This is a genomic window from Nocardia sp. Tas62D01 (assembly GCF_055232035.1).
In genome coordinates, this window is sequence record NZ_JBUYUZ010000001.1 from 1312771 (window position 1) to 1335761 (window position 22991).

Sequence of the window (22991 nt, forward strand, 5' to 3'; positions counted from 1 at the left end):
CAGACACCGCGCCATCCCTGACCGATCTCCGAGAGGACACCAAAGATGGCTACTACCACAGCACGACGAACCGCCACGAAAGAGCACCCGTCCACACCGTCGAAGGCTCGGCCACAGCACCCTCCCGAGCAGCCTCAGCGTCCCGCCACTGCTGCTATCGAAATGCCGTTCATCAGCGCATCCCTCACCCTGCCCCACCCCGGCGCGAATATCCGTGTCGGCCCCGTCAACATGACTCTGCCCACCGGCTACCTCTACTACGGCGGCCTCGGCGCCCTCGCCATCGCCGGAACCCTGGAATGGCCCCTCGCGCTCACCCTTGGCGCCGGGGGACTACTCATTGAGCGCCTCCGCAAACGCGACACCTCCCGCAACGATCAAACCAGCTCCCCCGAACACGCACCAAAAGGACAGTAAGCACCTAGCGGGAGTTTCCACCCTTCGTAGTTGAGCGGCACTAAATCCGTTGTGGTGCTTCATCATTCGACAGTTTTGGCGTATTACCCATATGCTGCCAGAGGTTGACATCAATCCCGGTGGAACAGATACCATTTCTTGTCGCCTCACCTGGGTGAACGGGGGTGAACGGCAGTAGCAAACATCGACACGCCGACCTGCGCCAATGCAAAGATGGGTAATACACCGGCAGCCTGCAAAAAGCGCTGCTGACCTACACGGACGACGGCTAGTCGCGACCAAGGGTGGAAACTCCCGCTAGAGGGCGACGCCGAGGCCGGGAGCGTTATTCATAAGTCGGTTTCATAATCAGCTGTCACGTAACGGTTCTCGCGCATCATCGACCCCATCCGAGACTGTGGTCACATTGTTGGACGTGTCGGCGCGGCGCATGCGAATGAGCAACGGCCCCACTGTATCTCGCTTCGTGGAAGTTCGAAGTCTACGAGCGAGAACGAGGACCGTTGCGGTACAAGGCTATTACTGGGTTGACCGAAGGACAACTCCGCGGAGTTGACCGCCCGGGTTCATGAGATTGTCGGCGATCTGAGCTCGGGTGGCCGCCCTGATGTGTTGGGTCTGTTCAAGTCGGTCGTCATGGTGGTGGCCTTGATGCGCAGAAACCTCGTCCAAGGCGTCGCGGGGGCGTTCTTCGGGGTCCCTCAGCCGACGGTGAGCCGTCGCTGGGACTTGCTGCGACCGGTGATCGCAGACGTGCTCGACGAGTTCGCCCCCCAACCCCGAAGACGTCATCGGCGTCGGGTCCGCGCTGGTGGACGGCATGATCTGCCCGACCTGGGACTGGTCGGCGATCGGCGGACCTGTTCTGACGGAAAAACCCAGTATCCGGGGTTCAACATCCAGATCGCCACCGACCTCGACGGCAGGCTCGCCGCGGTCGGCATGCAGATGGTGCACGGTGCCCGACACGACGCGCACGCATACGCCGCTTGGCGGACTTGCCGACCTTCTCGCCGACATCACCACTGTCGCCGATTCCGGCTACGTCGGCGTCGACGGAATCGATCTCGTGCCCTACAAGAAACCCCCGGGCCGGGAACTTCACCAGAGCCAGACCGCGTTCAACACCGCACTCTCTCCGGATTCCGGGCCGCCGTCGAGCGAGCAGTCGCTCACCTGAAGACCAGGCGCATGCCCAGCGAGGAAGGATGCCGCTACCGCGCACCGGTCCACAAATTCCCCTCCGCACTGAAAGCGATTGTCGCACTGCACTTTTTCGCAGAGGCTTATGAATAGCGCTCCAGGATCACCCAACCGTGGCGAGATCTGCGCAAGCAACTAGCGGATAACAGACCGAGGCGCTGGTGACGAAAAGCTTCGGCGGCTTCTACTGGCACGACCCCAACGACCCCGGAACCTGCGGCGTATCCGCCGCCGACGCCGGGACCGTCACTTGGTGGGTGACCAACCGCAACCACACGGCCCGACCCGACCCCTGCGCCGCAGCATTCCAACTGATCTTCGAAACCGTGAAACTCGACGGCTGACGGGCCCAGCACAGCGTCGCGCCCAGCCCGTGCCCGCAACCGCATCGGCGCACTCTCGGGCAGCTACCGGATTCACTCTCACGCAGCCTGGGTACCGGCCGCGACAGCAGCGGCCGCAACTAGGGGCCGGATCCATGCCAGCGCCCAACGCCTGGTCGAACGTAAAGTCCGAAGCGGGTACCGGAGCCGCGGTATGGATCGGGATCGTCGCGATCTTCGTGCTCGGTGCCGCAGCATTCGTCGTCACGTACCGAAAGGGTAAGCGCCGCAAGGATTACCGAGCCGCATCCGCCCCACCTGTCGTCAGTGGTGGGTGTGCCCTGCGTGTTCGTGCCCGGTGTGTTCATGTTCGGTATGGGCCGGGTAGGCGTGCACGAGGGCGGTGGAGAGTTTGGGCACGACGTGGGTGAGGGTGTGTTCCGCGTCGTGTGCGAGCTTGTGGGCAGCGGTGAGGGTGGTGTCGGGGTCGATGTCGAGTTCGGCGTCGGCGTGGAGCCGGTGCCCGATCCAGCGCATCTTCACACTCCGCACCCCTTGTACTCCGCGTTCCGCGGCGAGTGCCGCTTCGGCGGCGTCGACGAGTTCCGGGTCGACGCCATCCATCAATCGACGGAAGATGTCACGAACCGCGGTACGCAGGACGGCGAGTATCGCGATGGTGATGAGCAGTCCGACAATGGGGTCGGCCAGCGGGAAGCCGAGGGCGACACCACCGGCACCGAGCACGACGGCCAGTGAGGTGAATCCGTCGGTGCGGGCATGCAGTCCGTCGGCGATCAGGGCGGCGGAGCCGATCTGACGGCCGACGCGGATCCGATAGACGGCGACGAGCTCGTTGCCGAGGAATCCGACCAGCCCGGCGGCGGCGACCCATCCGAGGTGACCGATCGTCACGGGGTTGAACAGGCGGCGTATCGATTCGATGGCGGCGATCGCGGCGGACAGAGTGATCATCGCGATCACGAACAGCCCGGCGAGGTCTTCGGCGCGGCCGAAGCCGTAGGTGTAGCGGCGGGTGGCGGCACGGCGGCCCAGGGCGAACGCGATCCACAACGGGACCGCGGTCAAGGCGTCGGACAGGTTGTGGATGGTGTCGGCCAGCAACGCGACCGACCCCGAGATGAGCACGATCACCAACTGCGCGGCGGAGGTGACGCCGAGCGCGAGCAGGCTGATCTTCACCGCGCGGATACCGGCCGCGCTCGATTCGAGCGCACCGTCGATGCCGTCGGCCGCATCGTGGCTGTGCGGCACGAAGACCTCCCGTACCGCCGCACCGAACACCCCGCCCCACCCCGAATGCGAGTGCTCGTGGTCATCCCCGTGGCCGTCGCCGTGGCTGTGTCCGTGGGGATGGCTGTGCCCGTGGTCGTGTGAGTGGCCGGACGCGTTGGGTTCTTCGTGCCGGGTCATCCGCCTTCTCCTGCGTGTCGCGTCGGTGCCGCATCGGGGAGGGTTTCGGGGTGCAGTGTTCGCAGTTCGTTGGTGTCGCGGTGGTGACCGGGCACCCCGGGGCCGGCGTGTTCGGCATTGAACACCGCATCGGTGACGAGTTGGGCGACGTGGTCGTTTTCGAGGGTGTAGAAGATCGTCGTGCCCTCACGGCGGGTGCGGACCAGCCTCGCCATCCGCAGCTTCGCCAGATGCTGCGACACCGACGGGGCCGGTTTCCCGACATGCCCGGCGAGATCGCTCACCGACATCTCCCGCTCGACCAGCGCCCACAAGATCTGGACCCGGGTGGTATCGGCCAACATCCGGAACACCTCGACGACCAGATCCACCTGATCGTCGGGCAGCTTCCGTCGACATACACCCGAATCTGCATTCATACGCACATATTATGTGAATCTGCTCGAATTCGCTCGGGGTACCGGTCCCAGCTCGCCCGCGCAAGCGCCTCCCCCGGTGCACACGTGACACGACGCCCCGTGCGTCTATGCGCGTCCGAGTTGGATCGCTTTGACGAGGAGCAGGACGGCGCCGATGACGAGGTAGCCGCGCAGGGCGAGCATGCCGAGTTTGGTTCCCGCCGACCAGGTCACGGGTTCGAGCAGCGTCAGGGGCGGCATCCGCCACTGCGTTTTTTCGGTGGAGTCGATGACGGGTACCGGTTCGGGGGCGGGTTGTGGTCGGCGGCGTTGCCACCATGTGAACCAGGCCATCGTGGCGGCGGCGAGGACGACCATGATCACGGCGAGGTATTCGGCGGTCGCGATGACGTCGAGGTCGGGGAACAGGGTGGTGGCCATCAGAATGCCCGACAGCAGCAGCAGCACCGCGACGATGACCCCGGCAACGGCGTTGAGCCACCGCGGATTCACCCATGGGCCGAGGACTTGGCGGTCGTTGCACAACAGCAGCAGGAACACGCTCGCACTGGGCAACAGCAAACCGGCCAGGGCCTGCACGGCGGTGGTGATCAAACCCAGTGGGGCGCCGGGGATCAGCACGATCGCGGCGGCGGCGGCGACCATCGCGGTGTAGGAGAAGTAGAACTGTTTGGCGTCGCTGAAACTGCGGTGCAGCGAATGCTTGAGCCCGAACACGTCCCCGAACGCGTAACTGGTGGCCAGGGTCACCGCTGCTGCGCCGATGATGCTGGCGTCGAGTAGCAGGATCGCGAACAGCGATCCGAGGATGTTGCTGGTGGTGCCAAGCAGGTGCGCGACCTCGCCTGCGTCGGTGAAGTTTCCGGCACGGTCGGTGGCGCGGGCGGCCCAGTCCGCGGTCATCATCACCGCGGTAGCCCCGGCGATCACGACCACCGAACCCAGGACGGTGTCAGCGCGTGCGTAGCTGATGAACCGGGGGGTGATCCGTTTGTCGACGATGTTGGATTGCTGGAAGAACAGCTGCCAGGGTGCGACGGTGGTGCCGACGATCGCGATGATCAGCAAGACCGCATCCGAGCCGATCCCGCCACGCACCCCGGGGACGACGAAGTCGTGGGCGGCGCGACCCCATTGCGGGTGCGCGAGCGCCAGCATCGGGATCTGGACCAGGCTGATCGCGATGAACACGAACATCGCCCGTTCCCACCTGCGGAAGCTGCCGGTGGCCATGATCGCGATCAACGCGACCGCCGCGGTGGGCACCACGATGTATTTGGAGATGCCGATGTAGTCCGCGGCCAAGGTGACACCGATGAACTCGGCGACGATGGTCAAGAAGTTCAGCACGAACAGATCACCGACGCTGAACCAGCCCCAGCCGCGGCCGAATCGTTCGTTGATCAACCGGGCGTGCCCGACCCCGGTGACCGCGCCCAGCCGGACCACCATTTCCTGGTTCACGATCAGCACCGGGATCAGCAGCAGCAGCACCCACAACAGGCTGTAGCCGTAGTTCTGACCGGCTTGGGCATAGGTGGCGACACCGCCGGCGTCGTTGTCGCCGACCATCACGATCAGTCCGGGCCCGACGATCGCCAGCATCGTCAACAGCCGCGTCTTGAGAGTTCGGGGGTGGTCCGGGTCGCTGATGCTGATCCGGCCCAACGCGCCCTCGATGTCACCCAGATGCGCCGAATCCAATACGGCGGTCCGCTGCTGGCGAGGTGGAGCGGGCGGTGCCTGTACTGCTGGGGTCTCGGTGACGGCGGTGGGGTCCTTGTCGGTCATGGCCGGACGCCTCCAGCGCGCGCCTCGCCGGTGACGGTGCCGCCGTCGCTCACCGCGGTCACGGTGTCACGGATGGGTCGGGGCGCGGGTTCGCGGCGGCGCCAGTCCTCGGGAATGGTGGCCTCGAGGACATCGTCGACCGTCACCACGCCCAGTACCCGATCGGAGTCGTCGACGACCGGGATGGTGTAGAGGTTGTAGTCGGCCATCAGGAGCGCTATATCGGTGAGATCGGCCTCCGGGGCCACCCGCACCGGGTCGGTATCCATTAGGTCCGACACGACCGCGGTCGGGTCGGACTGCAGCAACCCGATCACCGACACGACCCCGGCCAACTGCCCGCTGCCGGTCAGGACATGCATCTTCAGCAGTGCCTCCGACTGCAATGATCGAGCCGCTCCGATGATCGAGAGCGCTTGGGCCGCAGTGGCATTCGTGGCGCAGGAGACGATGTCGACGTTCATCAGTCCGCCCGCGGAGGACGGGTTGAACCCCATCAGGGTGATCACCTTGGTGCGTTGCCCGGCCGGCATCAGGTCCAGGACGCGTCGGCGGCGGGACTGGCGCAGGTCGGTGATCGCGTCGGCGGCGTCGTCGGCCCGCATCCGGCCCAGCAACCCGGCGACCTCTTCGTCGTTCATGTCGTCGAGTAGCCGACTGGCCTTGTCGGGGTCGAGCTCCTCGAAGACGTCGGCCTCCAACTCGGGGTCTGTGTGGACGAGGTCGAGGATTTCCCCACCCTCGGTTTTGTTGGCGTCTTCGAGCAGGTCGGCGATCTGGGCGGGTTTGAGCGCTTTGACCCGCCCGCTCACGCGGCGCACGGCCATGGACTGGGTATGCCCGATCAACGGTTCGAATGCTTTCCAATCCCGCGCCGCGTGTCCTCCCGCGGATTTGATGAGGCCGAACAGTCGGGCCGGTCGGCGGGTATCGAGCCGGGCCAGGATCCAGCCGTGGCCGGTGTCCTCGAGTTCGATGTCGTAAGCGTGCACCAGCTCGGCGGCCGCGACATCGATGAGCCGGTGGTCGAGAACATCAGCGCGCAGCAGGACTTCGCGGTCGCGGCGTTCGAAGCCGCGCAGGTCGACCTTGTTCTTCGACATGGTGATCCGGTCCTGGGTGAACTCGCGGATGTCGTCGGTCGACACGAATACCCGTCGGCCTCCGACACCGACTACGACTCCGGTCACCAGTGGAAAGTTGTCGTCGCCGAGTAACCGGACGATCACGTCCTCGACCCGGCCCACGTCCTCACCGGATTTGGCCACAACCGGGGACCGCAGCAGAGCGGAGAAATGGATCACCGGCCGTGTCGCGGCGTCTTCTTGATGTGGGGTCTGCGGTTGTGTCATCGGAGCTCTCCTCGGATCGGTGAGCGCGGCAGCGCCCACAGCGGAGTGTGGACTCGATTCAGTGTGGCAGGGGTCAGGTGCCTGCCGCGTCGCGGTCGAGCGGGCAGGACTGGATCTGCCAGCCGACACTGGTGACCGATGGTTCCAGACTCAGTCGGCTGACCGCGGACTCCATCTGCCGATCGTCGCGTTGATCTCCGCCGAGTTCGGCGCGGACCTCGACCTGCCCGGCGATGTCGGTGTGGGTGCTGGTGACGGACTGTAACCGGAAGTCGGTGCGGGTCAGCGCCTCACCAGCAGCGTCCGCACGTGTGCTTCCTGATCGTCGCGGGTGACCGCCACGAACGCATACGAGGTGGGGTGTTCGTCGCCGGTGTCCGGCTGCCGGTCCACTACCCGCCCGGCGGCGCGCAGTGCGATGTTGACGATCACCACAACCACCGTCCCCACGAGCGCGACCCGATACATTCCAGCGCCGGACAGGGCGCCAACGGCTGCCGAGCACCACAGGGTGGCGGCGGTGTTGAGGCCGCGCACGTTGAGCCCGTCGCGCATGATCACCCCGGCTCCGAGGAACCCGATACCGGACACGATCTGCGCGGCCACTCGGGTGGGATCGGCGGTGCCGCCGCCGAACCCGTTCGCGGACAGCAACACGAACAGGGTGGCACCGACCGCCACCAGCGCGTTGGTACGCAGCCCGGCCATCCGCGCCCGGTACTGCCGCTCCAGCCCGATCGCGGTACCCAATCCGACACCGGTACCGATGCGCAGGATCATCTCCAGCGTGCTCACGATTGCGCAGCCTGCACCGCAGCTCGAACACCGAAGTGACGGCGCGATGAACAGTGAGTGCCGGACCCGTCAACGGCGCGCTCGGGCGGTGTGGAGCCGATGCCGTCTCGGGTGAAACAGGTCACCGGCGCCGCGCAGCGATAATCGCAGCCACCGCTACCAGCACGATGATGATCAGAATGATCACGGTGCCGATCGTGGCCGCGGTGTGGCTGTAGGTGGGCAGGTGTAACGAGTCCGCGGCCAGCCACCCTGCACTCCGGCTGCACATCACAGCCCCGCAACCCGGGGTGTTGGTGCCGGCTCGAGGAGGGTGGCTTCGGCCGGCATCCGCGACCACTCGGCGACCAGATCCGCCTGATCGCCGGGCAGCCGCCGACGATATACACGCGAATCTGCATTCATATGCACATAATAGGCAAATCGGCTCGACTTCGCTCGGATGCCGGTCCGAGCTCGCCGGTCCAGCTTGCCGGTGCGAGCTTCCTCAGCTAGGCGAGGCGACTGCACGGACAGGAGCCGCCGGACGCCGGGTCTGTGCGCTTCCCGACGCCGAAACACGGTGAACTGCAATGATTCTGCGCCAAAAGACCGAACCGACCGGCCTCGATTTGACTTTCCGGGAATATGGGTCCAGTCTTTTCCAGGTCAGCACCTCGCTAGGCGAGGCTCCTGTTCGAACACAGGCCACTGATCCGACGACGTCGAGAGACGCCCAGGGTTAGGACAGATCTCCCCGGATTAAGGGGGGATCCAAAGTGGCTTCCCGGCCCGGGATACGTCGTTCAGTGCCGAAGCTCTGACGAGAGGGGTGCCTACCTCGCCGTTTCGGCGTTGGTTTTCCCCTTTATTTCTGCGTGGTCTGGCGCGATGAGAAGTGACGCCCGCGTGCGTCCCAGCAGCAAGGAGGTGAGGGGACGATATGAAGTCCGGCGATAGTCCGTATCCGAGTCCGGATTCGACATCCGTTTCGTTCCCAGCTTGCTGCGGTCCCGTAACCACCCATCCCTGAACCAACCATCGACGAACTCGGCGATCGAAATCGCCGCGTGAGGGGTCGACGGGCAGGTTTGCGGGTGTCCAGTGGTGCCCGGGATCTGTTGTGGCAGCTGGCCTTCCGTTGAAGGAGTTCGTCATGACCTTCGTTGCATTCCCCCGTGCCCGCAACCTGTCGGTGCTGTCGGCGCTGGGTGAGTCGGCCCGGCGCGTCCGCGCCCGGCACAGCCTGACCGAGCAGGAGCGCCACAACATGCGCGTGTCGCGTAACCAGGCGGCGGTCTACACCGCTTCCCTGGGCAGCCACCTGCACTACCGGTAGCCGCCTTGCGGCGCTTGAACACCTTGTGCCGCAACCAATCCGGGCACGTCGGCGGACCGTACGCCGGCGTGCCCGCCTGGCCCGAAACCTGATGAGGAAAAAGATGATGAGGAACACCGCGCGGTCAGCCGGAGTGGTCGCGGATGTCCTGCCCGATCCTCCCGCCGGCATCGACGCCCGCTGAACCACCGCGCGGTCGCCCCGTCCCGGCGACCGAGCGCACCCGAGCTCTTTTAGTTCCACCACTGCTGTTGTGCAGCAATGAGTTTCAGGAAGCGAGGGAATGGCAGTGGCCTTCTTCTCGAACGGCGGGACCCGCCGGAGCAACACCGCCACCGCTACGGCACCCACGGGCGCCGCGCCCGCGGCACTGGATTCGGCGCATGCCGGTGACATCGTCGGCGCCCTTGGCACCATCAAGCAGCACGACACGGCCGAGGGCCGCAGCCGCTGGCAGCGGTTGCGGATGCTGCTGGCCATCATGGGGCCGGGCTTGATCGTGATGGTCGGCGACAACGACGCGGGCGGTGTGGCCACCTACTCCCAAGCCGGTCAGAACTACGGCATGAAACTGGTGTGGGTACTGGCACTGCTGATCCCGGTGCTCTACGTCAACCAAGAGATGGTGGTGCGCTTGGGCGCGGTCTCCGGTGTGGGGCACGCCCGGCTGATCTTCTCCCGATTCGGCAAGTTCTGGGGCGCCTTCAGCGTCGGTGACCTGTTCGTCGTGAACGCGCTCACACTCGTCACCGAATTCATCGGTGTCTCCATGGCATTGAGCTTTTTCGGGCTGCCCAAGCCGATCTCGGTGCCACTCGCCGCGGTGCTGTCGTTCGCGGTCGTCGCGGGTGGGTCGTTCCGGCGTTGGGAACGGTTCCTGTTCGGGCTCATCGCCGTCAACGTCGTCATGTTCCCGCTGGCGTTCATGGTGCACCCGAGCGTCTCCGACACTGCGAAGGGCATCATCCCGTCGTTCCCGGGCGGGTTGAACTCCACGTTGCTGTTGCTGATCGTCGCCATGGTCGGTACCACCGTCGCACCCTGGCAGCTGTTCTTCCAACAGTCCAACATCGTCGACAAGCGCATCACCCCGCAGTGGATCCGCTACGAGCGCTGGGACCTGCGCATCGGCATCGTCGTCGTCATGATCGGCGCGACCGCGATCATGACCGCCGCCGCGTTCGGCCTCGCCGGCACCAACGCCGTCGGCAACTTCTCCGACGCAGGCGCCGTCGCGCAGAGCCTGTCCGACAACATGGGTCACACCGTCGGCGCACTGTTCGCGATCCTGCTGCTGGATGCCTCGCTGATCGGCGCTAACGCCGTCGGCCTGGCCACCACCTACACCCTCGGTGACACCCTCGGTAGGCGGCACTCGCTGCACTGGAAGATCTCCGAGGCACCGATGTTCTACGTCGGGTATGCGGCACTGCTCGGCGTGGCCGCCGCGATCTCCTTCAGCCCCGACAATGTCCTGGGCCTGCTGACTCAGGGCGTGCAGGCACTGGCCGGTGTGCTGCTGCCCTCGGCGACGGTGTTTCTGGTGTTGCTGTGCAACGACAAGGCCGTCCTGGGGCCGTGGGTGAACACCACGCGGCAGAACATCATCGCGGGCGTCATCGTGTGGACGCTGGTGCTGCTGTCGCTGGCACTGACCGCGGCGACGTTCTTCTCCGACCTGTCCACCGCCACCCTCGGGCTCGGTTTCGGCGTCGGCGCCGCGATCGGCGTGCTCGGCGGTATCGGCATCGCCTATGCCCGCCACCGCGCCGCGCGCACGGAGACGGAGAAGACCGCGCAGGAGCTCGGCGGTCTGGACCCCGACCAGGTCGAGGAGCTCGACTCCACCAAGCTCAGCCGCGCCGAGCGCAAGGCGATCCTCGAGCACGACCGCGACGCCTGGCGTACCCCGGCGCTGGATACCCTCGAGCGCCCAGCGTTCTCGCCACTGCGCACGGCCGGAATGCTTGCACTGCGCGGCTACCTGCTGGTCGCCGTAGCACTGGTCGGCGTCAAGATCTTCCAGTCGATCACCGGCTGAACCGGCACGAAACCGGCTGCGGCGGTGAGGGTTCGATCCCTCGCCGCCGTTTCGGCATTACGGCAAGAGGGGCGCACCTTGCTTGACGGGAACGGCGCGCGACCATGCGGCTGCACACCCTGACCGGACAAGATCCTTGCCCAGCCTTCGCCTCCGCGAACGCGGCCACCCGCGGACTACGCCGGAAATACCGGCAAGCGCACTTCAGGTGCAGCGTCCGCTCGGACCGCGGAACGGAGGGAGCTTGTCATGGACATGATCAGCCGGGGTGGCATCTGGCTGGCCGCCGACTCGACGCAGCTCCCTGACTACAGCCACACCGCGACCGTCATCGGCACCGTGATCTTGCTGATCATGATCGTCGTGGTGGCTGTGGTTGTGCTGGTCGGTACACGACGCCGGTGACACTCGGCGAACTACAACCAGTTGTTGCGGCGGAACGTCACAAACAGGCCGGTGCAGATAGTCACGATAACGATGAGGACCGCTGGATAACCCCAGACCTGCCGCAGTTCGGGCATGTGATCGAAGTTCATGCCATAGATCCCCGCGATCATCGTCGGCACCGCCGCGATGGCAACAAGCGACGAGATCTTGCGCATATCGGTGTTCTGCTGCACCGCGATCTTGGCCAACGCGGCACCGATCAAAGCGCTCAACGACTCATCGAAGTCGTTGATGCGTTCGGCCACCGCGGTGTGATGGTCGGCGACATCACGCAGGTACCGCCGAACCTCTTTGGGCAGAGGCAGATCCGGCTTACCGAGTGATTGCAGCGCGACCGCGAGCGGAGTGACCGCGCGGCGCAACTCGACGATCTCGCGCTTGAGTTGATAGATCGGTTCGATGGCGATCTGGCTGCGCGGGGTGAAGACCTCTTCCTCCATCGCATCGACGTCGAGCTCGACCGACTGGGTGACCTCGACATAGGAATCCACCACGTAGTCGGCGATCGCGTGCAGCACCGCGCCAGGGCCGAGCCGCAGCCGGTCCGGATCCGCCTCCAGCGCGCTTCGCACACCCGCAAGACCGGAGTGCTCGCCGCGTCGCACCGCGACGACGAAGTCGGGCGCGGTGAACACCAGCATCGCGCCGGTCTCCACAATTTCACTGACACTGTGTAATTCGTGCTCCACGTAGGCGACGGTGCGCATCACCATCACCAGGGTGTCGTCGTAGCGTTCGAGTTTCGGTCGCGGGCGCGCCTTGATAACCTCCTCGACCGCCAGCGCGTGCAGCCCGAACGTCTGCGCGATGTCGGTCATCTGCTCCTCGTCGGGATCGTGCAACCCGACCCACACAAAAACCCGCACCCCGCTCGCGGACCTCGGCCAGCGCGGCCGCATGGGTAAATCGACCTGGCAGCCGAAACCCATCGACATAGACCGCACAATCCACGATCGCGCGTGCAGTCGGGACAGGTATTCGAGGCAACGGCGTCGCCGCCCGTGCAGGACCACGAAACGACGGCAACGGCGGAATAGATGGCACCAAATGATGCTACGGCGCGCCTCGCCCAGGAGCCTTTCCAAGCCGAACCACCGCCGATGGCCCTCGCCGGCGAGTAGGTCGGCGGCCGGTCAGAGTTGCCGTGCCGCGGACAATCCGGCCACGATCGTCCGATCCCGCGCGGTGCCGTGGCGCTCGGCCGACCAGTCGATCAGGGCGCGCAGGAAAGCAACACCGTTCGCCCCCACGCTCGCGGCGACGGCGATACGCCATGCGTCGAATCGGTGGAGCGCTACCCGTGGTGAACACTACCGATCCGGCACTGTGCTGCGCTCACGTCCGATAATCGAGCTGGTGGCCGCGGCCACCGCGGGGCCCAGAGCCAGTATCCACCACCAAGTTTGGTGCGCTTCGGCCGCAGCACGTGCCGACGCCGTCGATATGGTGACTGCGTAACAGGTCAAGACGGGCCAGTAGAGAGCTGGGTAGCTCGCGGCGCGGTGTCGCTGCGAGGTGCTCGACTCCACTACCTCAATCGTTGCAGCTGCGTTGAGTTCGGCGTGGGAACACTGTGTTGGAGCTGTCGCAGCCACACGAACAAACCGATGACGACGAGGAAACTGGCGAGCCAGCCGACGCCCGCACCGACGATCGAGAACAGCCACACGAGGATGACACCGATACCGAGCGCGACCGTCACCCTCAATCCGAGGGTGCGGTCGTCAGCTGTGTGAGTCCACGAAAATGACAGTAGCCCTACACCTCCACTCGCGAACCCATGATCACCGTCCGCTCACCCGGCAGGCCGAAATACTCGGCGGCATCGGCCGTGATGTAGGACGTGGCGATGAACAGACGCTTGCGCCACGGCGCCATCGTCGGTGCCGGACCCTTCTTCAGCTCGATCTTCGACAGGAAGTAAGAGGCTTTACCTGCCGCGGTTGCGGATCGCGCACACTTCGCGAGGCGGTCGTGAGACTGCTCGCCCTACCGCGAAGACCACACCGCGCGACGGAAGGCGCAGCACTCGCTACTACGGCGAAGTCTGCGGCCCAGTCGTCGAACTGCTTGGCGCGCAGCGCGACGCTGAACCGGTTGCGGGTGATGCTCGGCTTGTCCAGCTTCGTCCAGTCGTAGTCGATCCGGTCCACGGCCTCGGCCGCGAAGTGGTCGCAGAGGATGGAGTGCTTTTCCTTGCTGTCCAACGCCTTAAGGAACAACGTCACCAGCATCGTGGACTGCACGCCAGTGAAATCGGCCTTCTCAGTTGTCATCGATCACTCCTGTTCGCTGCCACAGCTAGTTGGTGTGTCCCGGGGTTTTCGGAGTCGGCCATCAGCAGCCACCAGACTCACCCGATCCAGTCCTGCACGGTCAGCCTGGCGATCATTCGGGGATCGAATCGATGCGCCCGCGCGATTACTGCGGGCCCACCTGTTCCTATTTCCCCGCGCCGACCGCCTTCAACCTACTCGGGGTTATGCGAAGGGATCGCCGGGTTGCGTCGCAAGGTTCCGTGCCCGCAGGCCAGCCCACGGATCATTGGTCAGGCCGTCGGTGAGCCATCGAAGTTGTGCGCATGTTCGAGCATTGTCATGGCGGCGGCAAGATTCGCATCAGTCGGGGTGTATACCCACGGTTCCAACGCATCGAAATAATCCGAGCCCCGACGATTCTCCGCCGCAGCCGATTCCAACGCCGCGTGTGCCTTTGCCCGGGCAGATATTCGAAAGATCAGCAACATCGGTCCGGTGCCGACCTAGCCCATGCTGGGATTCTCGGCCTTGGCATGGACGGCGGAGTCACCGCAGGTCTGCATTCCTTTGCGCACTCGATCCTCGTCACCGGCGGCCATGCCCGCAGACGACACCGACCGGCACGCCGGTTGGTCGTCGATCACATGCCCGAAGTTCCATACCTGCATGGGGCGTCGCGCGAAGTTGTCGGCCAGGTCCTGCTGCTTCAAGCACAGGAGGAACTGGTCGAGATAGGCAACGTGACGCCCTCCCGACAGTTCATGCCAGCGACCGATAGACGCACCACGGCGCCAGGACGCAGTAGATGCCCTCGCAGTAGGCGACGATCTCCTGATCGTCGGGCAGTTCTTCCAATCGGGCCGCGAGTTCGTCGAGTGGGATGCTGATCGCGCCGAGGATATGTCCGGCGCTGTAGTTCTTCGCGAGCAGATCGCGTGCGGCCGGAGAACCTTCTCCATCGACCACTCCTGTCGGATGCTGCGACTGCCGTCGATCCGCCAGCAGTTCGGCAATGTCAGGGGCCGACGCCGCCTCGCACAGCCACCCCGACGGCGGCGGCGTCCTGGCCGAGTAATGCCGGATCCCGATGGTGCGGCGTGGGTTGCGCCAGGGTGAACGTTGGATCAGCGCGGATCTGCCGGTCGGTCTGTCGACCTTCTCGTCATCGCCAGTGGTGGTCGCCGACCGCTGCTGCTTCCGCACCTCCGTCGGCGAATACGACCTGACCGGTAACGAAACGGTTGTCCGCGCCGGCAAGCCAGCAGATGAGCTCGGCGACCCATTCCGGCCGCCCTGGGAAACCACCGAACGGTTGCGGCGCGGCGGCCTCGACGGCGTTACGCACGGCCTCGTCGGTGAAGATCCAGGAAGCCGCGGGTGTGTCGACGACACCCGAGGCAACCACGTTGAGGGCAATGCCTGCGCCGGCCCACTCGGAGGTCGGGGCGATCGTGCGCACCCAGCGATTCAACGCACGCTTCGCAATTCCGTAGACACCGGCAGCGCCTCCCAGAGAGGTATCAGACTCGAGAAGAGCAACAGCGGCAGCCTCGTCGCCGTCCAGACATGCCTGCATGACGCGCTCGTCCGCCGGCGCCAGAGATGAGGTCGACGATACGGCCACAGCGCGGGGTGCCGGGCTGCGAGCCAGCAGCGGTCGAAGTCCCTGCAACGTTGCAACGGCACCGAAGTAGTTCGTTTCGAGCAGACCGGTTTTGCCGCCCCCGGCGACGGCGAGGACCGCGTCGATCGGCCCATACTCGGTCGCCTGGTCGATCAGCGACTGCCGACCGTCGGGCGTGGACAGATCGACTTGGATCTCGGCGTCGCTGAGGTCGCACCCAATGACTTTGGCGTCGCGCTCTCGAAGCAGCGCGGTAGTCGCGGCACCGATGCCAGATGCCGAACCGGTGACGATGTATGTTCGCCCAGCGAACCCTGTGTGCGACGACATCGCATCCACTCCTCCCAGGCGTCCGGCACCGCGTGGACTGCCACTCCCGGTCCCGGTCGCCAGACACATCAGTACCTTATGCGCACACCACCGTCGCCTGGTTCGATGAATTTCGGCCGCCCGCGCCGTCCTCATTTCAGGCACACGAGAGGAGACAACCATGCCTTCGCATGAAGTCGGGAGTCGGGACGAGTGGCGCAAGGCCTACGAGCAGGTGCGCGCCGAGGAGAAGGAGCTGACCCGCAGTGGTGACGCGGTCGCTCGCCACCGCCAGGCACTGCCCTGGGTGCCCGTCACCACGGAGTACGTCTTCGCCACCAACGCCGGACCGAAACCCTTGGCCGAGCTGTTCGACGGCCGTTCTCAGCTGATCATCCGCCATTTCATGCACGGGCCCAAGACGCCGGAAGGGTGTCCGGGGTGCACCTACGAGACCGACAACCTGGTCGGGGCGGTGCCGCATCTGGCGCACCGAGACGTGACGTTCATCTTGGCCTCGCGGTCGCCGCTGGAGGTGCTCAATGCCTACAAGCAGCGGTTCGGCTGGGACATCGCGTGGGTGTCCACCGACCTCGACGGATCCGACAACGGGTTCAACGCGGACTTCTGGCAGTTCATGCAGGTGCCGACGCCGAACCGGCCGAGTGGCGACATGCTCGCGGCGATGGAGCTGATGGCGCTGAGCTGTTTCGCGCTGGAGGACGACGTCGTCTACCACACCTACTCCACCTACGACCGGGGCACCGAAGCGCTCAACGCGACCTGGCAGCTGCTCGACCGTGCGCCGAAGGGTCGCGGTGCGGATTTCGGCTCCTGGCCGCGCAAGCGCGACGAATACGCAGGCAGTTAAGGTCTTCCCGGCCCCGCCGAATCTCGAGGACTGTCCAGTCTTCACGCGGCTGCCAGGCCAGCTGCACGTTCTGCTGGCCTCCGCGCTGGTCGCGGCGGTGCTTCTGCGGCGGCGGGACCTGTTCTACGACCCGTTTGTGCAGCATCGAGGAGGCGGAGGACCGGGATCCGGCCTGATTGCCGAGACAATGGGAGCGTCCCCTCCGCACTGGCCGCGGAGGGGACGCTGCATTATCCGGAATACCCCGGGCTTCCGGGCCGAGGACTACTCGCCGAGCCGCTCGTCCGCGTAGACCGCCATCGCGTCCCGATGATACTCGGCCAGGCCCTCGGCGATCTTCTCGTAGTTCGTCTTGAACCGCTCGTCGTCCACGTATATCTGCCCCACGCACTTGTACGCGCTCCGGTTCGGGGTCCAGAAGCGGCACATGCCCTGGTAATGCGTGTGGATCTCAGCCTGGACCGCCGGGTCGTCGACCGGCGTGCCGGCGGCCATGAACTCGGCCATACGGATCATCGCCGCGGTCACCTCACGCTGCATGCTCTCGACGTCCTCGGCGGTCATCGTCGCGGTGGAGCGCCGGGACTGTTCGAACTCCTCCGGCCAGCGCTCTCGGGCCTCGTCGTCGTATTGCGTGTGGTCGAAGCCCTCGAACAGGTTCTCCGGGCGGTTGATCTTGACTGCCATCTCCGTCTTCCCTTCGAGTTCGGCGATGGTGCGCGCCACGGTGTCAGCCATCCGCGCCAGGCGGTTACGCTCTCCGAGGAGGCGGATGTGCTGCCGTTTGAGGGCGGCGAGCGTGTCCGGCTCGGAGTCGACCGCCGCAGCGATCTCGGCGAGGCTCAGGCCGAGCTCGCGCAGGACGAGGATCTGCTGCAGGCGCAGCAGTTGCTCCTCCTCGTAGTAGCGGTAACCGTTGGTGCCCACATAGGCGGGCTCGAGCAGTCCGATGTCGTCGTAATGCCGCAAGGTGCGGGCGGTGACGCCCGACATCCTCGCCACATCCGCGATCGACCAGCTCATGGCGCTTCCCATCGTTGTGTGAGGCCGGTCCGTCCGGCCTCGTCTTCGACGGTAAAAGTTGCCATTACGTGAAGGTCAAGCGGGAAAGCGCCGGATCAGCTGAGAATTCGATCGCTGCTACCCGCCGAGGGCCAAGCGGCTGTTCAGTTTCGGTTCGACTTCGCCGTACGGGAGTACGTGCGACCATAACAGCGGGGTCAGGCCGCGTTCGTCCTCGGCGGTGAGCACGCCGTCCCAGTCCGGCGTCCAGTTTGATCACCGCCCTCAGGAACCCAGTTGATCGCGGCGATCCGTCGTGTCGGGCGGGTCGTGCCCGGCGGCGAGGAAGCGATCGCGGCGGCGTGCACCGGCCACGATTACAGTCGCGCGGGTAAACCAGTGATCGACTGGGACGAGCCCGGCGCGAAGGACGCCCTGGTGTCGGCGCTGGTCAACGACGCGAACGCGTTGTTGGCGATGTTCGGGCAGGTGGACCTGGACGAGGCCGAGGAGTCGGTGCGGGTGGCGTTGACAATGTTGGCGTTGGTGACCGGACAGGATGTGGAGCCCGCCGAGGGGTCCGACGGCACGGACGGGCGGTGGCGTATCGCGCGTCGGGTCGCTCCAGAGCGGGTGATCTCGCAGGTCGATCCCGAAGCCCGTCATACCCGCAAGTCGCCGGAGGCGCGCCGCGACGGGTATCGGGCGCATGTGGCCGCCGAACCGGAGACCGGGATCATCACCGATGAGGCGTTGACCAAGGCCGCCGGGCCGGAGAACTCCGATGCGTCGATCGCCGAGCGGTTCCTGGCCGCCGATGCCGGTGATGACACGACCGGACACGGCGACGGCGGGCGCGCGCAGGACGGTGCGCGTGAGTGGTTCGGCGATTCCGCTTACGGCACAGGCGATTTGCGTGGCGCTATCGGTGATGCCGGGCATGACGCGGTGATCAAACCGCCGCCGCTGCGATCCCCGGTCGAGGGCGGGTTCACCATCGACGATTTCACCGTCGATGAAGACGCAGGCACCGTCAGCTGCCCGGACGGCCACACTCGCCCGATCCGCGCGAACCGGACGGCGAACTTTGGCGCGCTGTGTGGCGGCTGCCCGCTGCGCGCACAGTGCACCAAGTCCAAAACCGGCCGCAAGATCGTTCTGCACGAACGGGATCGAGAACTGCGTCGAGCCCGCCGCGACTGGGCCGCCGACCCGGAACTACGCGAGAAGTACACCGCACGTTCCGGCCCAACGTGGAACGCGTCGTGTCCCAGATCGCCAGCCGGGTGGTCGCCGCCTCAAACTGCGCTACCGCGGCACCGCCAACAACCACGCGTGGCTCTCACGCCGCACCGCCGGCCTCAACCTGCGCAACCTCATCGAACGCGGGCTCACCCGCACGGCAGGAGTCTGGGCTCTGGCCCCGGTCACCGCCTGAAAAGAGCGGGCCGTGACCGGGGGGGGGGTGCCACCCAGCGTCGTCACCACCCACCCAGGGCCTCACAGGACCGCAGGCTGGCCCCTGCCCGCCCCCAGACCCGAAAATCTGCCAGACCCGGACGAAAACGGGCACCGCAGGCCGCCGCAAGCGCCATCCCGGAACTCCCTTATTCAGCGGCCTCCTAGTTGGCAACCTCTTGTGGGACAAGCTTGTGGTGGTCTTCCATCTGCTGAAAGGCCTCCCGGACCTCCTCGCGATGAGATCCTGGCGGCAGTGGGTGATCAGCCGCCGGTCGGGGCCGCCGACCTGATCGGGGCGAAGCTCGACCACTGAGCCGCCGGTCATGTCAGAGGGTCAGTGCATGTATGAGGCTCCGTTGATGTTCAGGACGGCGCCAGAGGTCCAGGTTGCCTCGGGGGAGGCGAGATAGCGCACGGCCGAGGCGATTTCCTCGGGGGCCGCGACGCGGCCGAAGGGGCTTTGTGCGCGGACCTCATCGGTGACGCGGTGGATGACTCGGTCGGTCGCGACGAAGCCGGGGGCGACCGAGGCCACGGCGATTCCGTAGGGTGCGAGCGCGACTGCCAGCGACTGCCCGAGCGCGTGCACCGCGGCCTTGCTGGCACCGTATGCGGGGAAATCGGGCTCACCGCGGAACGCGCCGCGTGAGCCGATATTGACAATGCGCCCGGCCACCCCACGGTCGATCATGTGCCGGACGGCGCAATAGGACATGTTGGCGGTGCCGAACAGGTTGACGTCCACTGTCTGCCGCCAGACCCGCTGCCACTCATCAAAGCTGGTCTCCGGCAACGGGTGTGCGATGTTCACCGCCGCGTTATTGACCAGCACCTCAACGGTGCCGAGCGCCTCGACCGCCCCGGCCACGATTGCCTCGGCCTCCTCCGCCGACCCGATGTCACCCCTGACGAGTACATGCCCCTTACCCGGCAGCCCCCGTAATGTCTCCTCGGCGTCGGCACGGTTGGAGGAATAGTGGACCGCCACCCGATCGCCGTTCTCGGCGAACGCCGTCGCGATCGCCCGCCCGATCCCCCGAGAAGCACCAGTCACCAGCACGCCGCGACTCATCCGTTGGTCACCATCCCCAAAGCATGCCATCGCCCCGTCGGTACCGCCGGACCGCGACGCCCACCTGTGCGCAGCTATCCGATCGGCTGGTTGCTGGCAGTGCGGCGAGTGCAAGTTGGGTTCGTAGGTTTTTCTCGGCGAGTTCCTTGATCCGATGGTGTGCGAGTTCGAGCCGCCGTTGCCACAATTCCTCGCTGGAGCGTCAACGCGGTGGCGTCCGAGCGGGCTGGGCCGCAGATGCGGTTTTGATGCGATCAAGCAGGTCGTGCAGGGTGGGTTATCCGTTGGCGCTGGAGGGCCTCGTCACGGGCGGTACGTGCTGCCCCGGTGTCGCTCGTCGACATCAGGACGACTGAGGTCGTGTAGTCCCTGGAAGGAGCAACGACGTCGCCGAGACCACGGACGAGAACCCGAGCGGGTCGCCGAGGTCGGGCGGCTCACCTCGGCCTACCTCCGCACCGAACTCCACCCCGGCGACAACGCCTGGCACACGGCACGTGAGGCACTGACGACCGGCCCAACCCGGTCGGACGAGTCGAATCCAAGTAAGCCATCCGCGGACACGTCCTACATCGGGCGGTCCGCGCCGTCGTCATCGTCGTCCAGCTCGACGGGCCAGGGCTGTCTCTAGATCTGTTCGCAAGCGTTCAGTCGGTGAGGTCACGGTAGTAGAAGTACATCGGTTCGGGTGCGCCGGGTTCGGTGTGGCGGAAGCCGTGGGCTTCGTAGAAGCGGCGGGCGTCGGTGTCGACGCCATCGACGTTGATCTGCAATTCCTCGGCGCCCCGGGTGCGGGCCAAGTGGCAAGCCGCTTCCAGTAGAGCGTGACCGAGGCGTCTACGGCGCAGGGCGGGCCGTACGTACAGCTCCTCCAGGAGGGCCACCGGTCCGTCGGTCCACACGGCGGGGCGGAAGGAGACGACCGCGATGCCGGCGGCCGGTTTGCCGCCCAGCAGGGCCACCAAGTCGCCGCTGGCCAGGGTGCGGCATAGGCGTGCGGTGAGCATCTCTATTCCCGGTGTGGGCGTGTCGAATTCGCGGTTGAAGGCGTCCAGCAGCGCGGCGACGGTGGCCGCGTCGGATACGGCAGCTGTGTGGATCTGCCGATCCTGCTCGTGTCCGGTCATCCAGGTAGCCTCGCCGTCGGTGGGTCCGGTCGCAACGCCTTTTTCCGATGCCGCGGTTGCAAGCGGCCGCGTCCTGGCAGGTGGTTCGACGGCAAGTTCCTCGGCAGACACAGCGCCCCATTGTCCCGGACGCCAGACCCGAACCGATGTCAGGGACTGCCGACGGTTACGGCAGGGCGACCAAGTGCCTACCACCCCGACACCTACCGGCGGCTCGCTCACCTCCATGCACTTCCTCATGTCCGCGAAGCCGGGCCAGACCCAACCCGGCCGGACCGATGTCCGCACCGGAACCGAACGGATCTTCCTGCACGAACACGAATGGCTCGACGAACTCACCGCAGCCGACCTGCATCCTTGGCCCGTGTTGCCAGCAGCGGACCACCCGCTGGCAGTGCTCGGCCAGCGACTCTTCACCGCACGGAGACTCCCTCGAGCATGGACCGACACCATCGCACCGACGACTACTACGAGGTCGGACGAGAGAAGATTCAAGAATTCGCCCACGCCGTCCAAGACCTCCACCCCGCACCTGGGACGACGCGGCAGCGCGCGCTGCTGCCAGATGGGGATTTCCAGCTGCACGGTTTGGATGGCCGCGGTTGGGTGTCGCGCGTCGCGGCGGTGCCCGGAAGATCATCCGGTTCGGTCGCTGACGATTGTCTGACCAGTTGCTTGGGCCTGCAAATCTTTCCAGGTGGAAGTTCGGAAACCGGGCTCGCGAATCGGAGGAGGGTCTGTTAGATTGCTGACAATGATTTTCAGTTTCAGAACTGATGAGGGATGCACGATGGCTGGTCTGAGTTACAACAAACGTTTGCTGGGCGCGGCGGTATGCGCTGCCGCGATTATCGCGATGGGGACGGCGTGCAGTACGTCGCCGGATTCGTCCGGTCCGAGTTCGGGCAAGCTCGAGGTGGTGGCGACCATCAACGCCTGGGGCAGCATCGCCGCCCAGCTGGGCGGTGACAAGGTGCACGCGACGAGCATCATCAGCAACCCGGACACCGACCCGCACGACTACGAGGCGTCTCCGGCGGACGCCCGCACGATCGCGGGCGCAAAAGTCGTGATAGCCAACGGGATCGGCTATGACGCCTGGATCGACAAGCTGATCACGGCGAACCCGGCCACCGATCGCACCGTGCTGAATGTCGGCAAGCAGGTCGGTGTCGCCGATGACGGTAACCCGCACCAGTGGTACTCACCCGATACGGTCGCCAAGGTCGTGGACACGATCACCGCGGACTACAAGAAGGCCGATCCTGCCGACGCGGCATACTTCGACCAGCAGCGGCAGAAGTTCCTCGACGAGGGTCTGGCGAAATACCACAGCCTGATCACCGACATCAAGACCAAGTACGCGGGCACCCCGGTCGGCGCGAGCGAATCGATCGTCACTCCGCTCTCGGAAGCGTTGGGCCTCAACCTGATCACCCCGCCCACGTTCCTGCAGGCGATCAGCGAGGGCACCGACCCCGCGCCCGCGGACAAGGCCACCATCGATCAGCAGATCGCCACCAAGGCGATCAAGGTATACGTGTACAACAGCCAGAACAGCACACCGGACGTGCAAGGCCAGGTCGACGCGGTCAAGAAGCAGGACATCGCGGTGGCGACGGTGACCGAAACCCTTGCCCCGGAAAACGTGTCGTTCCAGGATTGGCAAGTGAGCCAGTTGACGGCGCTGGAAGAGGCGTTGCACACGGCGACCGGTAAGTAAGTGA

Annotated in this window: 21 protein-coding genes, 4 pseudogenes and 1 riboswitch; of the genes and pseudogenes, 9 read left to right on the forward strand and 16 right to left on the reverse strand. The window is 65.6% G+C overall.

Annotation, left to right across the window (positions count from 1 at the left end; translation table 11 throughout):
- Positions 1-45 precede the first annotated feature (45 nt).
- From ACV7NQ_RS06295 to ACV7NQ_RS06305, 3 genes are all read left to right on the forward strand, one after another.
- Positions 46-417, forward strand: coding sequence for a hypothetical protein (locus ACV7NQ_RS06295; protein WP_463358754.1), 372 nt, complete (start codon positions 46-48; stop codon positions 415-417).
- Positions 418-1375: 958 nt separating this feature from the next.
- The gene (locus tag ACV7NQ_RS06300) at positions 1376-1597 is read left to right on the forward strand and encodes a hypothetical protein (RefSeq protein ID WP_463358755.1); all 222 of its coding nucleotides are present in this window, start codon (positions 1376-1378) and stop codon (positions 1595-1597) included.
- A gap of 184 nt (positions 1598-1781) precedes the next feature.
- Complete coding sequence (locus tag ACV7NQ_RS06305) at positions 1782-1964, forward strand: hypothetical protein (RefSeq protein ID WP_463358756.1); 183 nt, start codon at positions 1782-1784, stop codon at positions 1962-1964.
- Between the two features lie 303 nt (positions 1965-2267).
- Here ACV7NQ_RS06305 and ACV7NQ_RS06310 read toward each other — a convergent pair whose 3' ends face one another.
- The 6 genes and pseudogenes from ACV7NQ_RS06310 to ACV7NQ_RS06335 form a co-directional block, all read right to left on the reverse strand.
- Positions 2268-3377, reverse strand: coding sequence for a cation diffusion facilitator family transporter (locus tag ACV7NQ_RS06310; protein WP_463358757.1), 1110 nt, complete (start codon positions 3375-3377; stop codon positions 2268-2270).
- A complete protein-coding gene (locus ACV7NQ_RS06315) occupies positions 3374-3796 on the reverse strand; it encodes an ArsR/SmtB family transcription factor (protein ID WP_463358758.1) in 423 nt (140 codons plus the stop codon). Before ACV7NQ_RS06315 ends, ACV7NQ_RS06310 begins: the two co-directional genes overlap by 4 nt.
- Before the next feature lie 105 nt (positions 3797-3901).
- Positions 3902-5587: an NRAMP family divalent metal transporter gene (locus ACV7NQ_RS06320; protein WP_463358759.1), complete on the reverse strand. Its 1686-nt coding sequence runs from the start codon at positions 5585-5587 to the stop codon at positions 3902-3904.
- Positions 5584-6939, reverse strand: coding sequence for a magnesium transporter MgtE N-terminal domain-containing protein (locus ACV7NQ_RS06325; RefSeq protein ID WP_463358760.1), 1356 nt, complete (start codon positions 6937-6939; stop codon positions 5584-5586). Before ACV7NQ_RS06325 ends, ACV7NQ_RS06320 begins: the two co-directional genes overlap by 4 nt.
- A 73-nt stretch (positions 6940-7012) precedes the next feature.
- Positions 7013-7734, reverse strand: a pseudogene (locus ACV7NQ_RS06330) (MgtC/SapB family protein).
- Positions 7735-7855: 121 nt separating this feature from the next.
- On the reverse strand, positions 7856-8005 hold the full coding sequence (locus tag ACV7NQ_RS06335; protein WP_463358761.1) for a hypothetical protein: 150 nt from the start codon (positions 8003-8005) through the stop codon (positions 7856-7858).
- A 377-nt stretch (positions 8006-8382) separates the two neighbouring features.
- A riboswitch (M-box (ykoK) riboswitch) is annotated at positions 8383-8552 on the forward strand.
- A gap of 317 nt (positions 8553-8869) precedes the next feature.
- Here ACV7NQ_RS06335 and ACV7NQ_RS06340 point away from each other — a divergent pair.
- The 3 genes from ACV7NQ_RS06340 (at position 8870) to ACV7NQ_RS06350 (ending at position 11498) form a co-directional block, all read left to right on the forward strand.
- The gene (locus tag ACV7NQ_RS06340) at positions 8870-9052 is read left to right on the forward strand and encodes a hypothetical protein (RefSeq protein WP_463358762.1); all 183 of its coding nucleotides are present in this window, start codon (positions 8870-8872) and stop codon (positions 9050-9052) included.
- A gap of 289 nt (positions 9053-9341) precedes the next feature.
- The gene (locus ACV7NQ_RS06345; protein ID WP_463365559.1) at positions 9342-11093 is read left to right on the forward strand and encodes an NRAMP family divalent metal transporter; all 1752 of its coding nucleotides are present in this window, start codon (positions 9342-9344) and stop codon (positions 11091-11093) included.
- A gap of 249 nt (positions 11094-11342) precedes the next feature.
- Positions 11343-11498 carry a hypothetical protein gene (locus tag ACV7NQ_RS06350; protein WP_463358763.1) on the forward strand — a complete coding sequence of 52 codons (156 nt, stop codon included), beginning with the start codon at positions 11343-11345 and terminating at the stop codon, positions 11496-11498.
- Positions 11499-11509: 11 nt separating this feature from the next.
- Here ACV7NQ_RS06350 and ACV7NQ_RS06355 read toward each other — a convergent pair.
- The 7 genes and pseudogenes from ACV7NQ_RS06355 to ACV7NQ_RS06385 form a co-directional block, all read right to left on the reverse strand.
- A pseudogene (locus tag ACV7NQ_RS06355) lies at positions 11510-12584 on the reverse strand (magnesium and cobalt transport protein CorA).
- Positions 12585-13068: 484 nt separating this feature from the next.
- Positions 13069-13242, reverse strand: coding sequence for a hypothetical protein (locus ACV7NQ_RS06360; RefSeq protein WP_463358764.1), 174 nt, complete (start codon positions 13240-13242; stop codon positions 13069-13071).
- 56 nt (positions 13243-13298) lie between these two features.
- Positions 13299-13475 (reverse strand): annotated as a pseudogene (locus ACV7NQ_RS06365) (KUP/HAK/KT family potassium transporter); the annotation flags it as partial.
- Complete coding sequence (locus ACV7NQ_RS06370) at positions 13439-13816, reverse strand: hypothetical protein (RefSeq protein WP_463358765.1); 378 nt, start codon at positions 13814-13816, stop codon at positions 13439-13441. The pseudogene ACV7NQ_RS06365 and the gene ACV7NQ_RS06370, both read right to left, overlap by 37 nt.
- A gap of 485 nt (positions 13817-14301) precedes the next feature.
- The gene (locus ACV7NQ_RS06375) at positions 14302-14508 is read right to left on the reverse strand and encodes a hypothetical protein (protein WP_463358766.1); all 207 of its coding nucleotides are present in this window, start codon (positions 14506-14508) and stop codon (positions 14302-14304) included.
- Between the two features lie 79 nt (positions 14509-14587).
- A pseudogene (locus tag ACV7NQ_RS06380) lies at positions 14588-14764 on the reverse strand (rhodanese-like domain-containing protein); the annotation flags it as partial.
- A 196-nt stretch (positions 14765-14960) separates the two neighbouring features.
- Positions 14961-15752 carry an SDR family oxidoreductase gene (locus tag ACV7NQ_RS06385; RefSeq protein ID WP_463358767.1) on the reverse strand — a complete coding sequence of 264 codons (792 nt, stop codon included), beginning with the start codon at positions 15750-15752 and terminating at the stop codon, positions 14961-14963.
- A 160-nt stretch (positions 15753-15912) separates the two neighbouring features.
- Between ACV7NQ_RS06385 and ACV7NQ_RS06390 the strand changes: the two genes are divergently transcribed.
- Positions 15913-16602, forward strand: coding sequence for a DUF899 domain-containing protein (locus ACV7NQ_RS06390; protein WP_463358768.1), 690 nt, complete (start codon positions 15913-15915; stop codon positions 16600-16602).
- 264 nt (positions 16603-16866) lie between these two features.
- On the opposite strand, the gene ACV7NQ_RS06395 is transcribed toward ACV7NQ_RS06390, so the two are convergent.
- Positions 16867-17625, reverse strand: coding sequence for a MerR family transcriptional regulator (locus tag ACV7NQ_RS06395; RefSeq protein ID WP_463358769.1), 759 nt, complete (start codon positions 17623-17625; stop codon positions 16867-16869).
- Between the two features lie 276 nt (positions 17626-17901).
- Here ACV7NQ_RS06395 and ACV7NQ_RS06400 point away from each other — a divergent pair, with 276 nt between their 5' ends.
- Positions 17902-19230 (forward strand): transposase, encoded by a 1329-nt coding sequence (locus tag ACV7NQ_RS06400; RefSeq protein ID WP_463358770.1) that lies wholly within the window; start codon positions 17902-17904, stop codon positions 19228-19230.
- A 169-nt stretch (positions 19231-19399) separates the two neighbouring features.
- Here ACV7NQ_RS06400 and ACV7NQ_RS06405 read toward each other — a convergent pair whose 3' ends face one another.
- Together ACV7NQ_RS06405 and ACV7NQ_RS06410 are read right to left on the reverse strand one after the other, a co-directional pair.
- Positions 19400-20137 (reverse strand): SDR family NAD(P)-dependent oxidoreductase, encoded by a 738-nt coding sequence (locus tag ACV7NQ_RS06405; protein ID WP_463358771.1) that lies wholly within the window; start codon positions 20135-20137, stop codon positions 19400-19402.
- A 647-nt stretch (positions 20138-20784) separates the two neighbouring features.
- Positions 20785-21264 carry a GNAT family N-acetyltransferase gene (locus ACV7NQ_RS06410; RefSeq protein WP_463358772.1) on the reverse strand — a complete coding sequence of 160 codons (480 nt, stop codon included), beginning with the start codon at positions 21262-21264 and terminating at the stop codon, positions 20785-20787.
- Between the two features lie 790 nt (positions 21265-22054).
- On the opposite strand from ACV7NQ_RS06410, the gene ACV7NQ_RS06415 reads away from it, so the two are divergent.
- The gene (locus ACV7NQ_RS06415; RefSeq protein ID WP_463358773.1) at positions 22055-22987 is read left to right on the forward strand and encodes a metal ABC transporter solute-binding protein, Zn/Mn family; all 933 of its coding nucleotides are present in this window, start codon (positions 22055-22057) and stop codon (positions 22985-22987) included.
- Positions 22988-22991: the final 4 nt, after the last annotated feature.

What these genes read in the sequence shown, in the direction of transcription:
- ACV7NQ_RS06295 (WP_463358754.1), top strand. Translation starts at nt 46, where the DNA reads ATGGCTACTACCACAGCACGACGAACCGCCACGAAAGAGCACCCGTCC.
- ACV7NQ_RS06310 (WP_463358757.1), bottom strand. Translation starts at nt 3,377, where the DNA reads ATGACCCGGCACGAAGAACCCAACGCGTCCGGCCACTCACACGACCAC.
- ACV7NQ_RS06315 (WP_463358758.1), bottom strand. Translation starts at nt 3,796, where the DNA reads ATGAATGCAGATTCGGGTGTATGTCGACGGAAGCTGCCCGACGATCAG.
- ACV7NQ_RS06320 (WP_463358759.1), bottom strand. Translation starts at nt 5,587, where the DNA reads ATGACCGACAAGGACCCCACCGCCGTCACCGAGACCCCAGCAGTACAG.
- ACV7NQ_RS06325 (WP_463358760.1), bottom strand. Translation starts at nt 6,939, where the DNA reads ATGACACAACCGCAGACCCCACATCAAGAAGACGCCGCGACACGGCCG.
- ACV7NQ_RS06335 (WP_463358761.1), bottom strand. Translation starts at nt 8,005, where the DNA reads ATGTGCAGCCGGAGTGCAGGGTGGCTGGCCGCGGACTCGTTACACCTG.
- ACV7NQ_RS06340 (WP_463358762.1), top strand. Translation starts at nt 8,870, where the DNA reads ATGACCTTCGTTGCATTCCCCCGTGCCCGCAACCTGTCGGTGCTGTCG.
- ACV7NQ_RS06350 (WP_463358763.1), top strand. Translation starts at nt 11,343, where the DNA reads ATGGACATGATCAGCCGGGGTGGCATCTGGCTGGCCGCCGACTCGACG.
- ACV7NQ_RS06370 (WP_463358765.1), bottom strand. Translation starts at nt 13,816, where the DNA reads ATGACAACTGAGAAGGCCGATTTCACTGGCGTGCAGTCCACGATGCTG.
- ACV7NQ_RS06385 (WP_463358767.1), bottom strand. Translation starts at nt 15,752, where the DNA reads ATGTCGTCGCACACAGGGTTCGCTGGGCGAACATACATCGTCACCGGT.
- ACV7NQ_RS06390 (WP_463358768.1), top strand. Translation starts at nt 15,913, where the DNA reads ATGCCTTCGCATGAAGTCGGGAGTCGGGACGAGTGGCGCAAGGCCTAC.
- ACV7NQ_RS06395 (WP_463358769.1), bottom strand. Translation starts at nt 17,625, where the DNA reads ATGAGCTGGTCGATCGCGGATGTGGCGAGGATGTCGGGCGTCACCGCC.
- ACV7NQ_RS06405 (WP_463358771.1), bottom strand. Translation starts at nt 20,137, where the DNA reads ATGAGTCGCGGCGTGCTGGTGACTGGTGCTTCTCGGGGGATCGGGCGG.
- ACV7NQ_RS06410 (WP_463358772.1), bottom strand. Translation starts at nt 21,264, where the DNA reads ATGACCGGACACGAGCAGGATCGGCAGATCCACACAGCTGCCGTATCC.
- ACV7NQ_RS06415 (WP_463358773.1), top strand. Translation starts at nt 22,055, where the DNA reads ATGGCTGGTCTGAGTTACAACAAACGTTTGCTGGGCGCGGCGGTATGC.